Consider the following 16176-nt stretch of genomic DNA (forward strand, 5'->3'; position numbering starts at 1 on the left):
TGCGACTTGCCAGCCACGATCAACTGGATGGGACGCTCCTCGTCGAGCAGCAACCGTTCGAGGCGATCGGCATCACGAAGCATCAGCGTGAGTCGCTTGTAGGTCGGCACGCGTCGGGCGAACCCGACGGTCAACACCTTGGGGTCGAAAGCGTCTGCGATCCAACCGAGTTCGGCCTCCGCCGCGCCCCGCTCCAGCCAGGAACGGCGCAGCCTGGCGCGCACGTCGGCGATCAACAGCTCCCGTAGCTGCGAGCGGATCCACCAAAGATGCCCAGGGTCGACCTGCTGCAGCCGTTGCCAGGTATCCGGCTCGCTCAGCGGGCCGAGGTCTTCGCCGCCCAGCAGCTCGCGGCCCAGCTGCAACCACTGCGGCGCCGCCCACGTCGGCCCGTGCACGCCATTGGTGATCGAACCGATGGGCACCTCGTCCTGGTCGAACCCGTCCCACAGGTCGTTGAACATGCCGCGGCTGACCTGACCGTGCAGCAACGACACCCCGTTGGCCCGCTGCGCCAGACGCAGACCCATGTGCGCCATGTTGAACTTCGACGGGTCGTCCTCGGCACCGAAGGCCAGGATGCGGTCCAGGGGGACGCCGGGGAGCAGGCTCGACGAGCCGCCGATCGGTTCCTCGACCGTCGCTTCGTCCGCCCCGCCGAAGTACCGCGTGACCATCTCGACCGGGAAGCGGTCGATGCCGGCGGGCACCGGGGTGTGCGTGGTGAACACCGTGCTGGAGCGCACCACGGTCAGCGCGGTGTCGAAGTCGAGCCCACCGTCGGTGACGAGTTCGCGGATCCGCTCGACGCCGAGGAAGCCCGCGTGCCCTTCGTTCATGTGGAACACCTGCGGCTCTGGCAACCCCTCGACGGCGGTGAACGCGCGGATTGCGCGAACGCCGCCGATGCCGGCGAGAAGCTCCTGCTTGATTCGGTGCTCCTGGTCACCGCCGTATAGCCGGTCGGTGACGCTGCGCAGTTCGTGCTCGTTCTCCGGTATGTCGGAATCCAAGAGCAGCAACGGGATTCGGCCGACCTGGGCAATCCACACCCTGGCTTTCAGCTCGCCCGAGTCGGGCATCGCCAGCCCCACCAGCACGGGTGCGCCACCGTCGTCGGTGAGCAGTCGCAGGGGCAGGCCCTGCGGGTCAAGCGATGGATAGGTCTCGTGTTGCCAGCCGTCGGCGGTCAGGGACTGACGGAAGTAACCGGACCGGTAGTAGAGGCCCACGGCAATCAGCGGCAGCCCCAGGTCGGAGGCCGCTTTGAGGTGGTCACCGGCCAGAATGCCGAGGCCACCGGAGTAGTTCGGCAACACCTCGGAGACGCCGAACTCCATCGAGAAGTAGGCAATGCCGGTGGGCCAGGAACTACCGCCGTCGTCCTCCTGCTTCTCCTGGTACCACCTGGGCCTGGTCAGGTACGTGTCGAGTTCAGCGGCGAGATGGTCCAACTGGACCAGGAAGGACTCGTCACCGGCAAGCTCGTCGAGGCGGGCGGGGCTGACCCCGCCGAGCAGTGCCACCGGGTCTTGTCCCACCTGTTCCCACAGCTCGGAATCGATTGTGGCGAAAAGACCCTGGGTCGGCGTGTCCCACGACCAACGCAGGTTGACCGACAGCCGTTCGAGGGCCGCCAGACGCTCGGGCAGGTGGGTGCGGACGGTGAACCTACGGAGTGCCTTCACGTGAGTTCACCTTACTGACGCATCCCGCCTTCGCACGCAGAAGCGGGCACGCACAGATGCTCGACACGACCCATGGGGTTGAGCAGGACACTACGGTGGGTATAGGGCGCGACAGGGAATACGACGAAGCAATCGAGCAGACATAACCCTCAGTAGCCCGTGGCCCCCGCCGCGGGCGTAAGGAGCAGTGGTGGCCGGTCGGATCGAGATCGATGACGTCGCACCAGTGGTGTCCAACGGCCGATACCCGGCGAAGGCCGTGGTGGGCGAGGTGGTGCCAGTCAAGGCGGCAGTCTGGCGGGAAGGACACGATGCCGTAGCGGCCACTTTGGTCGTGCGGTACCACGGCACCAGCTACCCCGCTCTTGCCGCCGCGCCCGCGGGCTTGGCACCCCACGTCGAGCCCGTCCCGATCGAAGAGGTCGTCGGTGGTTCGCAGCGGGTCAAGCCGCAGCGGTCGCCGATGGAGCCTGGCCGAGAGCCGGACTTCTTCCACGGCCAGTTCACCCCCGACGCGGTCGGGCTGTGGACGTACCGGGTGGACGGCTGGAGCGATCCGATCGCGACGTGGCGCAAGAACGTCACGGCCAAGCTGAACGCTGGGCAGGGCGAGGCCGAGCTGGACAACGACCTGCGGATCGGCGCGCAGTTGTTCGAGCGCGCCGCGACGGGCGTGCCGCGTCAGGACCGATACCCGCTGATCCAGGCAGCGGAGGAGCTGCGAAAGCCCGGCGATCCGTTCACCCGGGCAGGCGCCGCACTGGCCCCCGAGGTGGCGGGGTTGCTGCACGACTATCCGCTGCGCGAGCTGATCACGCGCGGCGAGCAGCATGGTGTTTGGGTCGATCGCCCGCTCGCCCGGTTCAGCTCCTGGTACGAGTTGTTCCCGAGATCCACTGGCGGCTGGGATGGCGATGGCAAGCCGGTGCACGGCACCTTCGCGACGGCCAGCAAGGCCTTGCCACGGGTGGCGCGAATGGGATTCGACATCGTGTACCTGCCGCCGATCCACCCGATCGGCAAGGTGCACCGCAAGGGCCGCAACAACAGCGTCACCGCGGCGCCCAAGGACGTCGGATCGCCGTGGGCCATCGGCAGCGACAAGGGCGGCCACGACGCGGTGCATCCGAAGCTCGGCACGATCGACGACTTCGACGACTTCGTCCGCGAGGCTCGCGGACATGGTCTCGAGGTGGCTCTCGATCTGGCCCTTCAGTGCGCTCCCGACCATCCCTGGGCCAAGGACCACCCCGAGTGGTTCACCGTCCTGCCGGACGGCACGATCGCGTACGCGGAGAACCCGCCCAAGAAGTATCAGGACATCTACCCGGTCAACTTCGACAACGATCCCGCGGGGATCTACGCCGAGGTGCTCCGGGTGGTGAAGTTCTGGATGTCTCACGGCGTCAAGGTGTTTCGGGTCGACAATCCGCACACCAAGCCACCGAACTTCTGGGCCTGGCTCATCGGAGAGGCCAAGAACGCCGATCCCGACGTCCTGTTCCTCGCCGAGGCCTTCACCCGACCCGCGCGTCTGTTCGGGTTGGCGAAGCTGGGTTTCACGCAGTCGTACACGTACTTCACCTGGCGTACGGCCAAGTGGGAGCTGGTCGAGTTCGCCGAGCAGATCGCCGAGCACGCCGACTACGCGCGGCAGAGCCTCTGGGTCAACACCCCGGACATCCTGCACGAGAGCCTGCAGCATGGCGGCCCGGGAATGTTCGCCATTCGCGCGGTGATGGCCGCGACGATGAGCCCGACGTGGGGTGTGTACTCGGGCTATGAACTGTTCGAGGGCGAGGCCGTTCGCGAGGGCAGCGAGGAATACCTGAACTCGGAGAAGTACGAGTTGCGGCCCCGCGACTTCGAGGCCGCGCTCTCCAGGGGCGAATCCTTGGAGCCATTCCTGACGCGGCTCAACGAGATCCGCAAGTGGCATCCCGCGCTGAGTCAGATGCGCACCATCAAGTTCCACCACATCGACAACGACGCGTTGCTGGCCTACAGCAAGTTCGACCCGATCAGCGGCGACTGCGTGCTCGTGGTGGTGACGCTCAACGCGTTCGGCCCGGAGGAGTCGACGCTCTGGCTCGACATGAGCGCACTGGGAATGGCCGACTACGACCGCTTCTGGGTGCGCGACGAGATCACTGGTGACGAATATCAGTGGGGCCAAGCCAATTACGTGCGCATCGAACCAGCCCGGTCCGTTGCCCACATTCTGAACATGCCGCAAATACCAACCGAGAAGCGGCTAGAGCTGCTGCGGAGGGAATGAACACATGACCCGCACGAATGACATCGCCAGCCAGTACCTGCGACCCGACTCGTCGGAGTTGAACCGACTGCTCTCGGGCACGCACCATGATCCACACTCGATCCTTGGTGCACACGAGTACACCGACCACACCGTGATCCGGGTGCTGCGGCCAAACGCGCTCGAGGTGGTCGCCATCATCGGCAACGAGCGCTTCCCGTTCAGCCACGTCGAGGACGCGATGTTCGCGGTCGCGGTGCCCTTCACCGCGCTCATGGACTACCGGCTCGAGGTCGGCTACCCCGGGGGCGACGACGGGCCCCACGTCCACACGGTGGCCGATCCGTACCGCTTTCTGCCCACGTTGGGCGAGGTCGACCTGCACCTGTTCTCCGAGGGACGCCACGAGCGCCTCTGGGAGGTGCTGGGCGCGCACCCCAGGACCTACAACACGCCCGACGGTCCCGTCGATGGCGTGTCGTTCGCCGTGTGGGCACCGAATGCCAAGGGCATCAACCTGATCGGTGACTTCAACCATTGGAGCGGCAACGACGCCCCGATGCGTACGTTGGGTTCCACCGGCGTGTGGGAGCTGTTCTGGCCCGGTTTCCCCCCCGACGGGCTCTACAAGTTCCGCGTGCACGGCGCCGACGGAGTGACCACCGAACGCGCCGACCCGATGGCGTTCGCCACCGAGGTTCCGCCGCAGCGCGCGTCCCGCGTCACCAAGAGCGACTACACGTGGGACGACACGGACTGGATGACTCAGCGGGCGCTACGCAATCCCGTCTTCGAGCCGATGAGCACCTACGAGGTGCACCTGATGTCATGGCGGCCCGGCCTGAGCTATCGCGAATTGGCCACCGAGCTCACCGATTACGTCGTCGAGCAGGGCTTCACGCACGTCGAGTTGCTTCCCGTGGCGGAGCACCCCTTCGGCGGGTCCTGGGGTTATCAGGTCACCTCCTACTATGCGCCGACGTCGCGGCTCGGAACTCCCGACGACTTCCGGTACCTGGTGGACCGCCTGCATCAGGCGGGCATCGGCGTCATCGTCGACTGGGTGCCTGCGCACTTCCCGAAGGATGCGTGGGCGCTGGGCCGGTTCGACGGGACCGCACTCTACGAGCACTCCGATCCGCGGCGCGGTGAGCAACTCGACTGGGGCACTTATGTCTTCGACTTCGGCAGGGCCGAGGTGCGCAACTTCCTGGTGGCCAACGCGCTGTACTGGCTGCAGGAGTTCCACATCGACGGCCTGCGCGTGGACGCCGTCGCCTCGATGCTGTACCTCGACTACTCGCGTCCGGCGGACGGCTGGTCGCCGAACATCTACGGCGGCCGGGAGAACCTGGAGGCGGTTCAGTTCCTCCAGGAGATGAACGCCACGGTGCACAAGATCACGCCAGGTATCGTCACCATTGCCGAGGAGTCGACCTCCTGGCCGGGGGTCACCCGACCGACGAGCCTTGGTGGGCTTGGGTTCTCGATGAAGTGGAACATGGGCTGGATGAACGACACGCTGGCGTTCATCCAGCGCGACCCCATCCACCGGAGTTACCACCACCACGAGATGACCTTCTCGCTGTTGTACGCATTCAGTGAGAACTTCGTGTTGCCGATCAGCCACGATGAGGTGGTGCACGGCAAGGGCACACTGTGGGGTCGGATGCCCGGCAACGACCACATGAAGGCCGCCGGCCTGCGCGGCCTGCTGGCCTATCAGTGGGCCCATCCCGGCAAGCAGTTGCTCTTCATGGGCCAGGAGTTCGGCCAGCGCGCCGAGTGGTCGGAGGAGCGCGGCGTCGACTGGTTCCAGCTGGACGAGCAGGGCTTCTCGGGCGGCATCAAGCGGATGGTCAGCGACGTCAACGAGGTCTACAAGACCCGACGCGCCCTGTGGTCGCGCGACTCCTCCCCCGAGGGCTACTCGTGGATCGACGCCAACGACTCGGCGAACAACGTGCTGAGCTTCATGCGCTTCGGCGACGACGGCTCGATGCTGGCGTGCGTCTTCAACTTCTCGGGTTCCGAACACACTCCGTATCGCCTTGGGCTGCCTCATACCGGTACGTGGCGTGAGGTGCTCAACACCGACGCCACGATCTACAACGGTGCAGGCGCAGGTAACTTCGGTGCCGTCGAGGCGACGGCGGACCCATGGCACGGCCGTCCGGCCTCAGCCGAGATGGTGCTGCCCCCGCTGGCGGCGCTGTGGTTCGAGCCGGTGCCCGACGCTCTCGATGCCGAGGCCCCCTAGCCTCGGCGGCGTCAGCCGAACAGCGCGAACAATCCTGCGGCGACGGCGAAGCTGACCACGGACAGCACCGTCTCGAGCACCGTCCAGGTTTGAAGGGTCTGCTTGACGGTCAGGTTGAAGAACTTGGAGATGATCCAGAAGCCACCATCGTTGACATGACTGAGCACGATGGAGCCCGCCGCGATCGCCATGGCGATCAGTGCGACCGCCATCTGCGAGTAGCCGCCACCGGTCACCAGTGGCGCGACGATGCCACCCGTGGTGACGATCGCGACGGTCGCCGATCCCTGTGCGATGCGCAGCCCGCAGCTGATGACGTACGCCAACACGATCACCGGTAGTCCCGCTGCGGACATGGTGTCGGCGAGCGCGGTGCCAATACCGGTGGCCGAGATGACCTTTCCGAAGAAGGCGCCAGCGCCGACGACCAGCAGGAGCATCCCGACGGGCCGCAGCGACTCGCTGGTGAGGACGCTGAGCTCGCGTACGCTCGATCCGCGGCGCACACCGAGGACGTAGAACGCGATCAGCACGGCGATCAGGAGTGCGATCGCTGGAGTGCCCAAGAAGGTGAGCACGGAGAGCAATCGTCCCTCACCGAGCAGTTGGGTGCCGAACGTCGCACCGAGGATCAACACCAACGGGATGGCGATGATCGCTGCGATGAGACCCACGGACGGGGGGCTGGTCTCGACGACGGGGTCCTTCGTGGTCGCCGCTTGCCGGACCGCGGTCCCCCCACCTCCGGCCGGGGCGCCGCCCACGTCGTCGGCGGCCCCGTCCTCGACGAGGAACTCGCGCGGGACCTCCACCATGATCCGCTTGCCGATGTAGGTCCCCCAGAGGATGCCTGCGGCGATGAATCCTGGTATTCCACAGACGAACCCCATCAGGATGAGCCATCCCAAGCTGATTTCGAGCAGGCCGCCGAGGGCCACGGGCCCGGGATGGGGTGGCAGAAAAGCATGGGTCATCGACAGCCCCGCGAGCATCGGCATCGCGTAGAGCACCAGTGACTTTCCGCCGCGCTTGGCAGCCACGTAGACCAGCGGCGCCAACACGAAGATGCCGATGTCGAAGAAGACCGGGATCCCGAAGATCAGACCGAGCAGGCCCATGGCGACCGGGGCCCCACGCTCACCGAAGATCCCAAGCAGCTTCGACGTGAGAACGTCGGCGCCGCCGGATCGTTCCAATATCGCGCCCAACACGGTGCCGAGCCCGATGATGACTGCGATGTGTCCGAGGATGGAGCCGAACCCGGTCTCCAGGATCGAATCACCGCTCTTGATCGCGGTGCCGACGATGTCCTTGACGGGCAGGCCGGCGGCCAGCGCCAGCCCGAGCCCGGTGAGCAGGAGCGCCACGAACGGCTCGAGCTTGACCTTGATGATGACGAACAGCAGCAGTGCGATCGCGAGGCCGCAGAGTATTAGTAGCCCTGGCGTCGAGGTGCGGAGCCAGTCGATTGAGGGACTCATGGGTCGTCCTTTCCGGAACGGTAGCGGTGTCTTAGGTCAGCGACTGCACGAACGATGCTGCACGGGAGGCGATGTCGGGCCAGTCCCCGGACGCGACCGAGTGGGGTGCGACGACGTCGGTGCCCGCCGTCACCGCGACGGCGCCGTACTCCAGGAACTCGGCTGCGTTGCTCGCATTCACCCCGCCCGAGGGGATCAGCGCGACGTCCGGGAAGGGGCCGCGGAGGTCCTTGAAGTACCGCGGGCCGAATGCGCCTGCGGGAAAGATCTTCACGGCGGCAGCACCGAGATCGACCGCGATGAGCACCTCGGATGGTGTGAGCGCACCCATGATCAGCGGAATCTCGTGCTCGGCAGCCACCTTGGCGACGTCCGAGCGGATACCGGGGGTGACGAGGAATTCGGCACCGGAGTCGATGGCTGCCCCGGCCTGATCCGCGGTGCAGACCGTGCCCATTCCCAACACCGCGTCCGACGATGCCGCAGCACGCAGGTGTCCAAGTACCCCGGGTGTGGTGAAGGTGAGTTCCATGGCGTGAATTCCGGACTGCGACAGCGTGTTCGCGAGGGTCACGACGTCGGGGATGTCGGGCGCCCTGACGACGGCCAATACTCGGTCCTGCCGGATGATGGTCATGGCGGTCACGTCGTCTGCCTTGTCGTCGAGTCCATCCGCAGTGCGCGGCCGGCGAGGTGACCGGTTGGCCGACCGTCCTCGATGGCACAGACACCGTTGACGACGACGTGGCTGATCCCCTGCGCCTGCTGCTTGGGGTCGTCGAAGGTGGCGGTGTCGTTGACGGTCTTCGGGTCGAAGAGCACGAGGTCGGCGGCGTAACCCGGACGGATCAGGCCGCGGTCGGCGAGTCGAAGACGTTGGGCCGCACGTCCGGTCAGATGGTTGACGCACTCCTCCAATTTCAAGAGCCCGACTTCTCGCACGTAGTGGCCCAGGTACCGCGGGAAGGTGCCCCACGCTCGCGGGTGCGGCCTCGCGCCGACCAGGATGGCGTCGCTGCCACCCATGTGCCTGGGGTGCAGCATGATTGCCCGGACGTTGTCTTCGTCGCCGACGTGTTGCAGGATGCTGGTGGCCAGTTGGTCGCGTTGCAGGAGGTCGAAGAACACTTCGACCGGCGGGATTCCGAGGCCGTCGGCGAGCACGTCGATGGTCCGACCGACATAGTCGTCGAGGTCGTGGTTGGCCACGCCGCTGATCTGGATCGTGTCCCATTCGACGACGACGCCGTGGCAGCCGTCGGAGCCGTTGACGTTGACGTCCTCGGTGATTCGCGCACGCAGCTCGGGGTCGGCCAGGCGCCCGAGTGCGGCGTCGGGGCCACCGGACATCGCCCAGCTCGGCAGCAGCGCGGACAGCGTGGTCGCCCCTGGCAGGTATGGATAGGTATCGAGTGTGACGTCACACCCGTCGGCGATCGCCTGGTCGACCATGTCCAGGAATTCCGCGGCGCGACCGCGGTTGACGCCGAAGTTCATGGTCGCGTGTGTCAGGTGCAGGGCGCAGCCGGAGACCCGCGCCAATCCGATCACTTCGGCGTAGGCCTCTAGCGCACCGGCGCCGTAGGAGCGGGTATGCGGTGCGTAGAAGCCGCCGAACCGAGCGACGACCTCACACAGCGCGGCGAGCTCGGCGGTATCGGCGTACATGCCGGGGGTGTAGGTCAATCCACTCGACATGCCCACCGCGCCCTCGCTGAGACCCTCGGCGAGCAGTTCCTGCATGCGCCGAATCTCGTCGGCCGTGGCCGGGCGTTGGTCGGCGCCCACCACGAGCAACCGCAGCGTTCCCTGGGGTACCAGATAGGCGGCGTTGGGAGTGATCCCCCGATCGAGACGATCGAGGTAGTCCGCGACGCTGCGCCACGAGAAGTCGAAGTCCGTGGGATTGCCGTTCCAGCCGGCGATTTGGCGCCGGATGACGGCCAGCGCGTGATGGTCGATCGGCGCGTAGGACAGTCCGTCCTGCCCGAGGACCTCGGTGGTGACTCCCTGACTGATCTTCGGAAGATGGCCGGGGTCGGTGAGGAGCGCCAGATCGGAATGAGCGTGCAGGTCGATGAATCCGGGGGACAGCACGACACCCGGGTCCGATTCGATGATCCGGTCGGCTCCTCGGATCGTGCGCGGACCGGCGATGTCGACGATCCGCCCGCGGTCGACCGCGACGTCGGCACGGTAGCGGTCGGAGCCACTGCCGTCGATGACGTCGACGTCACGAATGAGGAGGTCTGTCATGGTATTTCGGCCCACCCGGCTAAAAGAAGGTATGGATCAGGTCGACGACGCGTGGATGCAACGCGCCGGCGTCGTCGACGACTGGGATCAGCCGCCACTTGTCGAATGCCGTGCAGGGATGCGACAACCCCAACCGCACCACGGTGCCCACCGGAAGGTCACCGGCGCCGGCGCCGGGCAACCTGAGGAATGCGTGCTGGTCGTTGAGTGCGGTGACCGCGGCGGCGTGCGGCAGCCCGTCGGCGTCCGAGTTGGTCGTGCGTTGCGGCACCGGTAGTCCTTCGTCGAAGGGTAGATCGCGCTTTCCGGCGTCCAGCAGCGCGAGTTCGGCCTCGGGTCGGGAGATCGTGCGCGCCCACCCGTGCATCGCCGAGCGCAACGACGGGCTCGCGCGCCCGTCGGCGAGTGGCGAGATTCCGGCGTAGAACCCGTCGTCGTGGATGGCATAGGCCCCGGACCGGAGGATGACCGAGGTGGCCCCGCCGCGGTGATCGTGATCGGCCAGGTGACCCAGGTGCTCGACGACGAGATCCGGATAGGCGCTGCCACCCGCGGTGATCATGGCGGGGCCTGCGCCGTAGAGTCCGTCGGCCGCGATCGTGCGATGCAGCGTGGCGAGTTCATCGAGGTAGTGCCGGACGATGTCGAGGCCGGCGGGTTGGCGATCGTGGCTCAGCGCCCCTTCGTAACCGCCAACGCCTGCCAACACCAGCCGCGACGACTTGTCGATCGCCGAGGCGACGGCCCGTGCCGCCTCGAGCGTTCGCGCGCCGGTGCGGCCATGGGGCGCACCGAGTTCCACGATCACGCCGACGGGCCGGTCGCCGGCCACCAAACTCAGCCGATCCTCCATGAGCTCGACGGTCTGCACGCCGTCCGCCCAGCAGACGAACTCGAACGACGGATCGTGGTCCAGCTCAGCGGCCACCCAGGCCAGCCCGCTCGGATCGACGATGGAGTTCGCGAGCATGATTCGCCCGACGCCGAAGGATCGGGCCAGCTGTACCTGCCATGGGGTGGCCAAGGTGATGCCCCACGCCCCCGCTTCCAACTGCTGAGCCCACACCTGCGGTGCCATCGTCGTCTTTCCGTGCGGCGCGAGCCCCACTCCCGACGCGGTGGCCCAGTCCGCCATCACCGCCACGTTGGCGGCCAACGCGGCACGGTCCACCGTGAGTAGCGGGGTGGACATGTCGTCAAGCGCAGGCTTGGTGTCCAGGAACTCGCGGACCGTCGATCCCCACGCAGCGGCTGGCAGTGCCTTGTGTTGCGGCCCCAAGACGCGGTCGTCGAGGGCGGCGACGGTTTGCCGGTCGATCACTGAGGTCCCCTCCCCTTGCCGCCAACTCCAGTGCCAGCATCGTTGCGTATTTTGCAACGCGCGTTGCATTAGGTGTTGATCGCCGGATATTGTGCCCCCACACGATCGGTGACCGCAAGCACCCGGAGGAATTCGACGTGACGATGCCCACGGCAGAGCTGCCGACGCCGGATCGACCGCGCGCCGTGACCGTCGGTGAAGGTCTCGCAGTGCTCGTGGCCCGGCCAGGACCCCTTGCCGACTCGGATCTCTTCGAGCGCACCGCCGGTGGCGCGGAGGCCAACGTCGCGACCGTGCTGGCGCAGCTCAACGTCGACGCGGCATGGATATCGCGGGTCGGTGACGACGGATTCGGCCGTTACTTGCTGCGCACCCTCGCCGAACGCGGCGTCGACGTGTCCGCGGTCGTCACCGACGCGACGCGACCGACGGGCCTCTACGTCAAGGAACGCGGGAGCGGCTCCGGGTCGGCGACCGACCTGCGTGATGGCGAGAGCCGCATGCTCTACTACCGCAGCGGGTCGGCGGCGAGTGCGCTGTCACCGGACGACCTCGGAACGCCTGCCGCCGCGCAGCTTGTCGCGGAGTCACAGGTCGTGCACGTCACCGGAATCACGCCTGCCCTCTCGCCATCGACGAGCGCGTTGACGGACGCGCTGGTGTCGATGCCACGCCGGGGGCGCCTCGTCAGCTTCGACCTCAACTTTCGGCAGGCACTTTGGATCGGCCGATCGGCCCAGGCGACGCACGTGCTGACCCGGTTGACGCGCAGCAGCGACATCGTGTTCATGGGGGCTGACGAGGCAGCCCAGGTGTTCGGCACCGGCGATCCCGCCGAGCTGCGGTCACTGTTCGGAGAACCCGAGCACCTGATCGTCAAGAACGACGAACACACCGTCACGAGTTTTCATGGGACAGAGCGGCTCGACGTGCCTGCGCTGAGCCTGGACGTCGTGGAGAAGATAGGCGCAGGCGATGCCTTCGCCGGCGGCTTCCTCGGCGGGCTTCTGCACGGGCTGGGGCACGAGGCCCGCATCCGGCTCGGCCATCTGTGCGCGGCGGCGGCCCTGACCGGTCACGGCGACCTTGCCACGCTGCCACCGATTCAGCGGCTTCAACGCCTGCTGTGTGTCGGACCCGAGGAGTGGACGAACGTACGGGTGGCCGACGAGCTCGCCGGACGGTCCTCGTGAGCCAGTCACTGTCTCGCGCACTGAGCATCCTCGGCGCCCTTGGTGAGGGGCCGAAGTCGCTGGAGCAGCTTGCGGTGCAGCTCGGCGTGCACAAGTCGACGGTGCTGCGGCTGCTGCGCACGATGGAGGCCGAGCGGTTCGTCCGACGCGACGTCGGCCACCAGTATCTTCTGGGCTCTCGCCTCTTCGAGCTGTCCAACCGCTCGTTGGAGCAGCGCGACGTCCGCACCTTGGCGCGGCCCCACCTCATGGCGTTGAACGCCGATACCGGACAAACCGTTCACCTCGCGGCCTACGAGGCGACCGAGGCCGTCTACATCGACAAGCTGGACGCCATCCAGAGCGTGCGGATGTACTCCCGAGTGGGCAGGCCCGCACCGCTGCACTGCACCGCCGTCGGCAAGGTCCTGGTGGCCGGACGGCCGCGATCAGAGTGGCGCGGCATTGCCGAACGGATTGAGTACGTCACGTTCACCGAACGCACCATCGACTCGCCTGCGCGGTATCTCGCCGAGGTGGAAGCCGTTGCCGCGCAAGGCTTCGCCGAGGATCACGAGGAACACGAGAGCTTCGTCAACTGTATTGCCGTGCCGATCCGCGACGGCTCCGGCACTGTGGCGGCTGCGGTGTCGATGTCGGTGCCCGACATGCTGCTCACCCACGAGCAGGTGCTGGCCACCTTGCCACGGGTTCGCGCCGCGGCCGATGCGATCTCCCACGAACTCGGCTGGGACCACGACCGAGTACACCAGGAAGGGTAGAAGATGACCGACAAGACAGCAGTGCTCTCCTCCGATGCGCCCGCCCCTGCCCACACCTTCTCCCAGGGCGTCCGGAAGGGACCGTTCGTCCAGGTCTCGGGCCCGGGCCCGGTCGATCCGGCGACCAATCAGTACCTCCACCCTGGTGACGTCGCGGCGCAGACCACGCGGACGCTGGAGAACGTCAAGGCGGTCGTGGAAGCCAGCGGCGCCTCGTTCGACGACGTGGTCATGCTGCGCGTCTACCTCACCACCCGCGACGACTTCGCAGCGATGAACGAGGCCTACGGGGCGTTCGTTGCCGAAAACACCTTGGGCGATGTACTGCCTTGCCGAACAACGGTTTTCACGGGGCTACCCCGCCCGGAGATGCTCGTCGAGATCGACGCGTTCGCAATCGCCGAATAGCGGCCGCTGCCATATCAGAACAGTGCGTTGGCCAGATTGCGACGGCCGGCGACGACGCGAGGATCGTCCTGAGGGAACAGCTCGAAGAGCTCCACCAATCGGGTGCGGATCGCGGCGCGATCGTCGCCCGCAGTGCGCCGCACCAGGGCGATGAGACGGTTGAAGGCCGCATCCGCGGCATCCTGTGTGACTTCGACGTCGGCCGCGGCGAACGCCGCCTCGACGTCGTCAGGGGCGGCGTCGGCAGTCGCGACCGCATCAGCCGGATGGGTGGTCGCCCGCTTGAGGAAGCCGATCTGGCGCAACGCGTCCTTGGCCTCGGCGTGACTCGGCTGGGCATCGAGAATCGCCTGGTAGGCGACGAGTGCCTCGTCGAACTCACCCTCGTCCCACAGTTCGCGGGCCCGCTCCAACTGGGGATCGGCTTTCTCCTCGGCGCCCTCGGGCGCCGGTCCACCGAGCTTGCCTGCCGTCGCGCTGAGCAGCGAGTCGATCCACCGGCGCAGCTGCTCGGGAGGTTGCACGCCCTCGAAGCTGGAGATGGGCTGCCCACTGGCAACCGCGACGACGGTCGGCACGGCCTGCACTCCGAATACCTGCGCCACCCGCGGTGCGGTGTCGACGTTTACGGTCGTCAGGGCCCACGTGCCGCCGTCGTTGTTGGCCAGGGCCGCCAGCGCGTCACCGAGCTGCACGCTGGCGTCGCTGCGAGGGGTCCACAGCAGCACCACGACGGGGACTTCGTTGGACCTGGCGAGTACCTCGGCTTCGAGGTTCGCCTCAGTGATCTCCAGCCCGACGGGCGCGCCACTGGACGCACCTGCCTTCGATGGAGGTGGCTGCTTGAGTGCCGAAAGGTCAACCGCGCCTGCCAGCGCGGGGCCGACGGATGGTCGTGGGCGTGTCACGCCCTCAAGTTTGTCACGTCGGCTCGACAACCGACGCCGAGGCCACTGCCTGGCCGCGGTGGCCCATCCGACCGGTCCGATCGGCCCATATGACGAAGATCACGCTGCCGAGCGGCACGATGCTGCCCAGCAAAGCAAGCGCCCACGTGGCGACGCCCCATTTGAAGGCAATGCCGACGAGCAGCGCCACCACCACGAAGGCGATGAAGATGCCGCCGTGCACGGGTCCGAAGATCTTCACCCCCACCTCGGTGCGGGGCGTGCCCAGGTACTTGAAGAACATTCCGATCAGCAATCCTGCCCAACTGACCGCTTCCGCGAAGGCGATCAGCCGGAACCAAGTTGCCGCGGTGTTGCCCCTGCGCTGAACGTCGAACGTGCTCGCCATGGCCGCCATTGTGCCAAAACGAGCGGCGAGCTACTACATAGCGTCGTTGTGAGCTGAGCAAGCTCTCAGGGTCGGCGCAGAATCAGGGCGTCGCCCTGCCCGCCCGCGCCGCACAGGGCGGCGACGGCGTAGCCGGAACCGCGCCGGGACAGTTCGAGGGCGGCGTGCAGGGTGATGCGCGCACCCGACATCCCGATCGGGTGACCGATCGCGATGGCACCGCCGTCGACGTTGACCTTCTCCCCGTCGATGCCCAGCTCCTTGGTCGACGCCAGCGCAACGGCCGAGAACGCTTCGTTGATCTCGATGACGTCCAGCTGGTCGACGGTGATGCCCTCCTTGGCGATCGCCTTCTTGATCGCGTTCGCGGGCTGGCTCTGCAACGTCGAATCGGGGCCGGCGACGACGCCGTGGGCGCCGATCTCGCACAGCCATTCCAGCCCGAGCTCCTCGGCCTTGGCCTTGTTCATCACGACGACTGCACATGCGCCGTCGGAGATCTGCGATGCCGACCCCGCGGTGATGGTGCCGTCCTTGCGGAACGCGGGCCGCAGTCCAGCCAGCGATTCCGCGGTGGTGTTGGCTCGGATGCCCTCGTCCTCGGCGAACTCGATGGGATCGCCCTTGCGCTGCGGGATGCTGACCGGGACGACCTCGTCGGCGTAGACGCCGTCCTTCCACGCGGCGGCCGCCAGCCGGTGGGACCGCGCCGCGAACTCGTCCTGCTCGGCCCTGGTGAACTTGTCGACGTCGTTGCGCTGCTCGGTGAGGGCGCCCATCGGCTGATCGGTGAACACGTCGTGCAGACCGTCGTAGGCCATGTGGTCCAGGACCGTCACGTCGCCGTACTTGTAGCCGGCGCGGCTGTCCATCAGCAGGTGCGGTGCCTTGGTCATCGACTCCTGGCCACCGGCGACGACGACGTCGAACTCGCCTGCGCGGATCAGCTGATCGGCCAACGCGATTGCGTCGATGCCGGACAGGCACATCTTGTTGACGGTCAACGAAGGGACGTCCCAGCCGATGCCCGCGGCGACCGCAGCCTGGCGAGCGGGCATCTGCCCGGCGCCCGCGGTCAGCACCTGACCCATGATCACGTACTCGACGGCCGAGGCGGCTACGCCTGCCTTCTCCAGCGCCCCTGCGATCGCGACGGCACCCAGGTCGCTGCCGGAGAAGTCCTTTAGCGAACCCATCAGCTTGCCGACGGGAGTACGGGCTCCAGCAACGATCACCGACGTCGTCATGTGTTACC

General features: G+C 66.9%; 13 protein-coding genes. 5 read left to right on the forward strand and 8 right to left on the reverse strand.

The window, feature by feature from the left end; genetic code table 11:
• Positions 1 to 1688: alpha-glucan family phosphorylase (gene glgP / locus ABW137_RS10695; protein ID WP_526399650.1), on the reverse strand; the 1688-nt coding region annotated here is incomplete at its 3' end.
• A 190-nt stretch (positions 1689 to 1878) separates the two neighbouring features.
• On the opposite strand from glgP, the gene ABW137_RS10700 reads away from it, so the two are divergent.
• Together ABW137_RS10700 and glgB are read left to right on the forward strand one after the other, a co-directional pair.
• Positions 1879 to 3966, forward strand: a complete 2088-nt coding sequence (locus ABW137_RS10700) for a maltotransferase domain-containing protein (protein WP_526399652.1) — start codon at positions 1879 to 1881, stop codon at positions 3964 to 3966.
• A gap of 4 nt (positions 3967 to 3970) precedes the next feature.
• Positions 3971 to 6205, forward strand: coding sequence for a 1,4-alpha-glucan branching protein GlgB (gene glgB, locus ABW137_RS10705; RefSeq protein WP_526399654.1), 2235 nt, complete (start codon positions 3971 to 3973; stop codon positions 6203 to 6205).
• A gap of 11 nt (positions 6206 to 6216) precedes the next feature.
• Here glgB and ABW137_RS10710 read toward each other — a convergent pair whose 3' ends face one another.
• From ABW137_RS10710 to ABW137_RS10725, 4 genes are read right to left on the reverse strand one after another with little or no spacing between them, the layout of a single operon-like run.
• Complete coding sequence (locus ABW137_RS10710; RefSeq protein ID WP_526399656.1) at positions 6217 to 7686, reverse strand: GntP family permease; 1470 nt, start codon at positions 7684 to 7686, stop codon at positions 6217 to 6219.
• A 31-nt stretch (positions 7687 to 7717) separates the two neighbouring features.
• Positions 7718 to 8332, reverse strand: a complete 615-nt coding sequence (locus ABW137_RS10715; protein ID WP_526399658.1) for a bifunctional 4-hydroxy-2-oxoglutarate aldolase/2-dehydro-3-deoxy-phosphogluconate aldolase — start codon at positions 8330 to 8332, stop codon at positions 7718 to 7720.
• Positions 8329 to 9942, reverse strand: a complete 1614-nt coding sequence (locus tag ABW137_RS10720) for an N-acyl-D-amino-acid deacylase family protein (RefSeq protein WP_526399660.1) — start codon at positions 9940 to 9942, stop codon at positions 8329 to 8331. The genes ABW137_RS10715 and ABW137_RS10720 overlap by 4 nt, the downstream gene beginning before the upstream one ends.
• Before the next feature lie 19 nt (positions 9943 to 9961).
• Entirely contained in the window at positions 9962 to 11332 is a 1371-nt protein-coding gene (locus ABW137_RS10725) for a type III PLP-dependent enzyme domain-containing protein (protein WP_526399662.1), read from the reverse strand.
• A gap of 74 nt (positions 11333 to 11406) precedes the next feature.
• Here ABW137_RS10725 and ABW137_RS10730 point away from each other — a divergent pair, with 74 nt between their 5' ends.
• Genes ABW137_RS10730 through ABW137_RS10740 form a run of 3 tightly spaced genes read left to right on the forward strand, consistent with a single transcriptional unit; the run spans position 11407 to position 13625 of the window.
• The gene (locus ABW137_RS10730; protein WP_526399731.1) at positions 11407 to 12456 is read left to right on the forward strand and encodes a sugar kinase; all 1050 of its coding nucleotides are present in this window, start codon (positions 11407 to 11409) and stop codon (positions 12454 to 12456) included.
• Positions 12453 to 13217, forward strand: coding sequence for an IclR family transcriptional regulator (locus ABW137_RS10735; protein ID WP_526399664.1), 765 nt, complete (start codon positions 12453 to 12455; stop codon positions 13215 to 13217). Before ABW137_RS10730 ends, ABW137_RS10735 begins: the two co-directional genes overlap by 4 nt.
• 3 nt (positions 13218 to 13220) lie before the next feature.
• Positions 13221 to 13625 (forward strand): RidA family protein, encoded by a 405-nt coding sequence (locus tag ABW137_RS10740; protein ID WP_526399666.1) that lies wholly within the window; start codon positions 13221 to 13223, stop codon positions 13623 to 13625.
• Positions 13626 to 13639: 14 nt separating this feature from the next.
• Here the strand turns inward: ABW137_RS10740 and ABW137_RS10745 are convergent, their stop codons facing one another.
• From ABW137_RS10745 to ABW137_RS10755, 3 genes are read right to left on the reverse strand one after another with little or no spacing between them, the layout of a single operon-like run.
• Positions 13640 to 14533 (reverse strand): tetratricopeptide repeat protein, encoded by an 894-nt coding sequence (locus tag ABW137_RS10745; protein ID WP_526399668.1) that lies wholly within the window; start codon positions 14531 to 14533, stop codon positions 13640 to 13642.
• A gap of 13 nt (positions 14534 to 14546) precedes the next feature.
• Complete coding sequence (locus ABW137_RS10750; RefSeq protein WP_526399670.1) at positions 14547 to 14930, reverse strand: DUF3817 domain-containing protein; 384 nt, start codon at positions 14928 to 14930, stop codon at positions 14547 to 14549.
• 56 nt (positions 14931 to 14986) lie between these two features.
• Positions 14987 to 16168, reverse strand: coding sequence for a thiolase family protein (locus ABW137_RS10755; protein ID WP_526399672.1), 1182 nt, complete (start codon positions 16166 to 16168; stop codon positions 14987 to 14989).
• Between the last annotated feature and the right edge of the window lie 8 nt (positions 16169 to 16176).

It is taken from the genome of Mycobacterium sp. (genome assembly GCF_040509115.1).
Lineage (GTDB): Bacteria > Actinomycetota > Actinomycetes > Mycobacteriales > Mycobacteriaceae > Mycobacterium.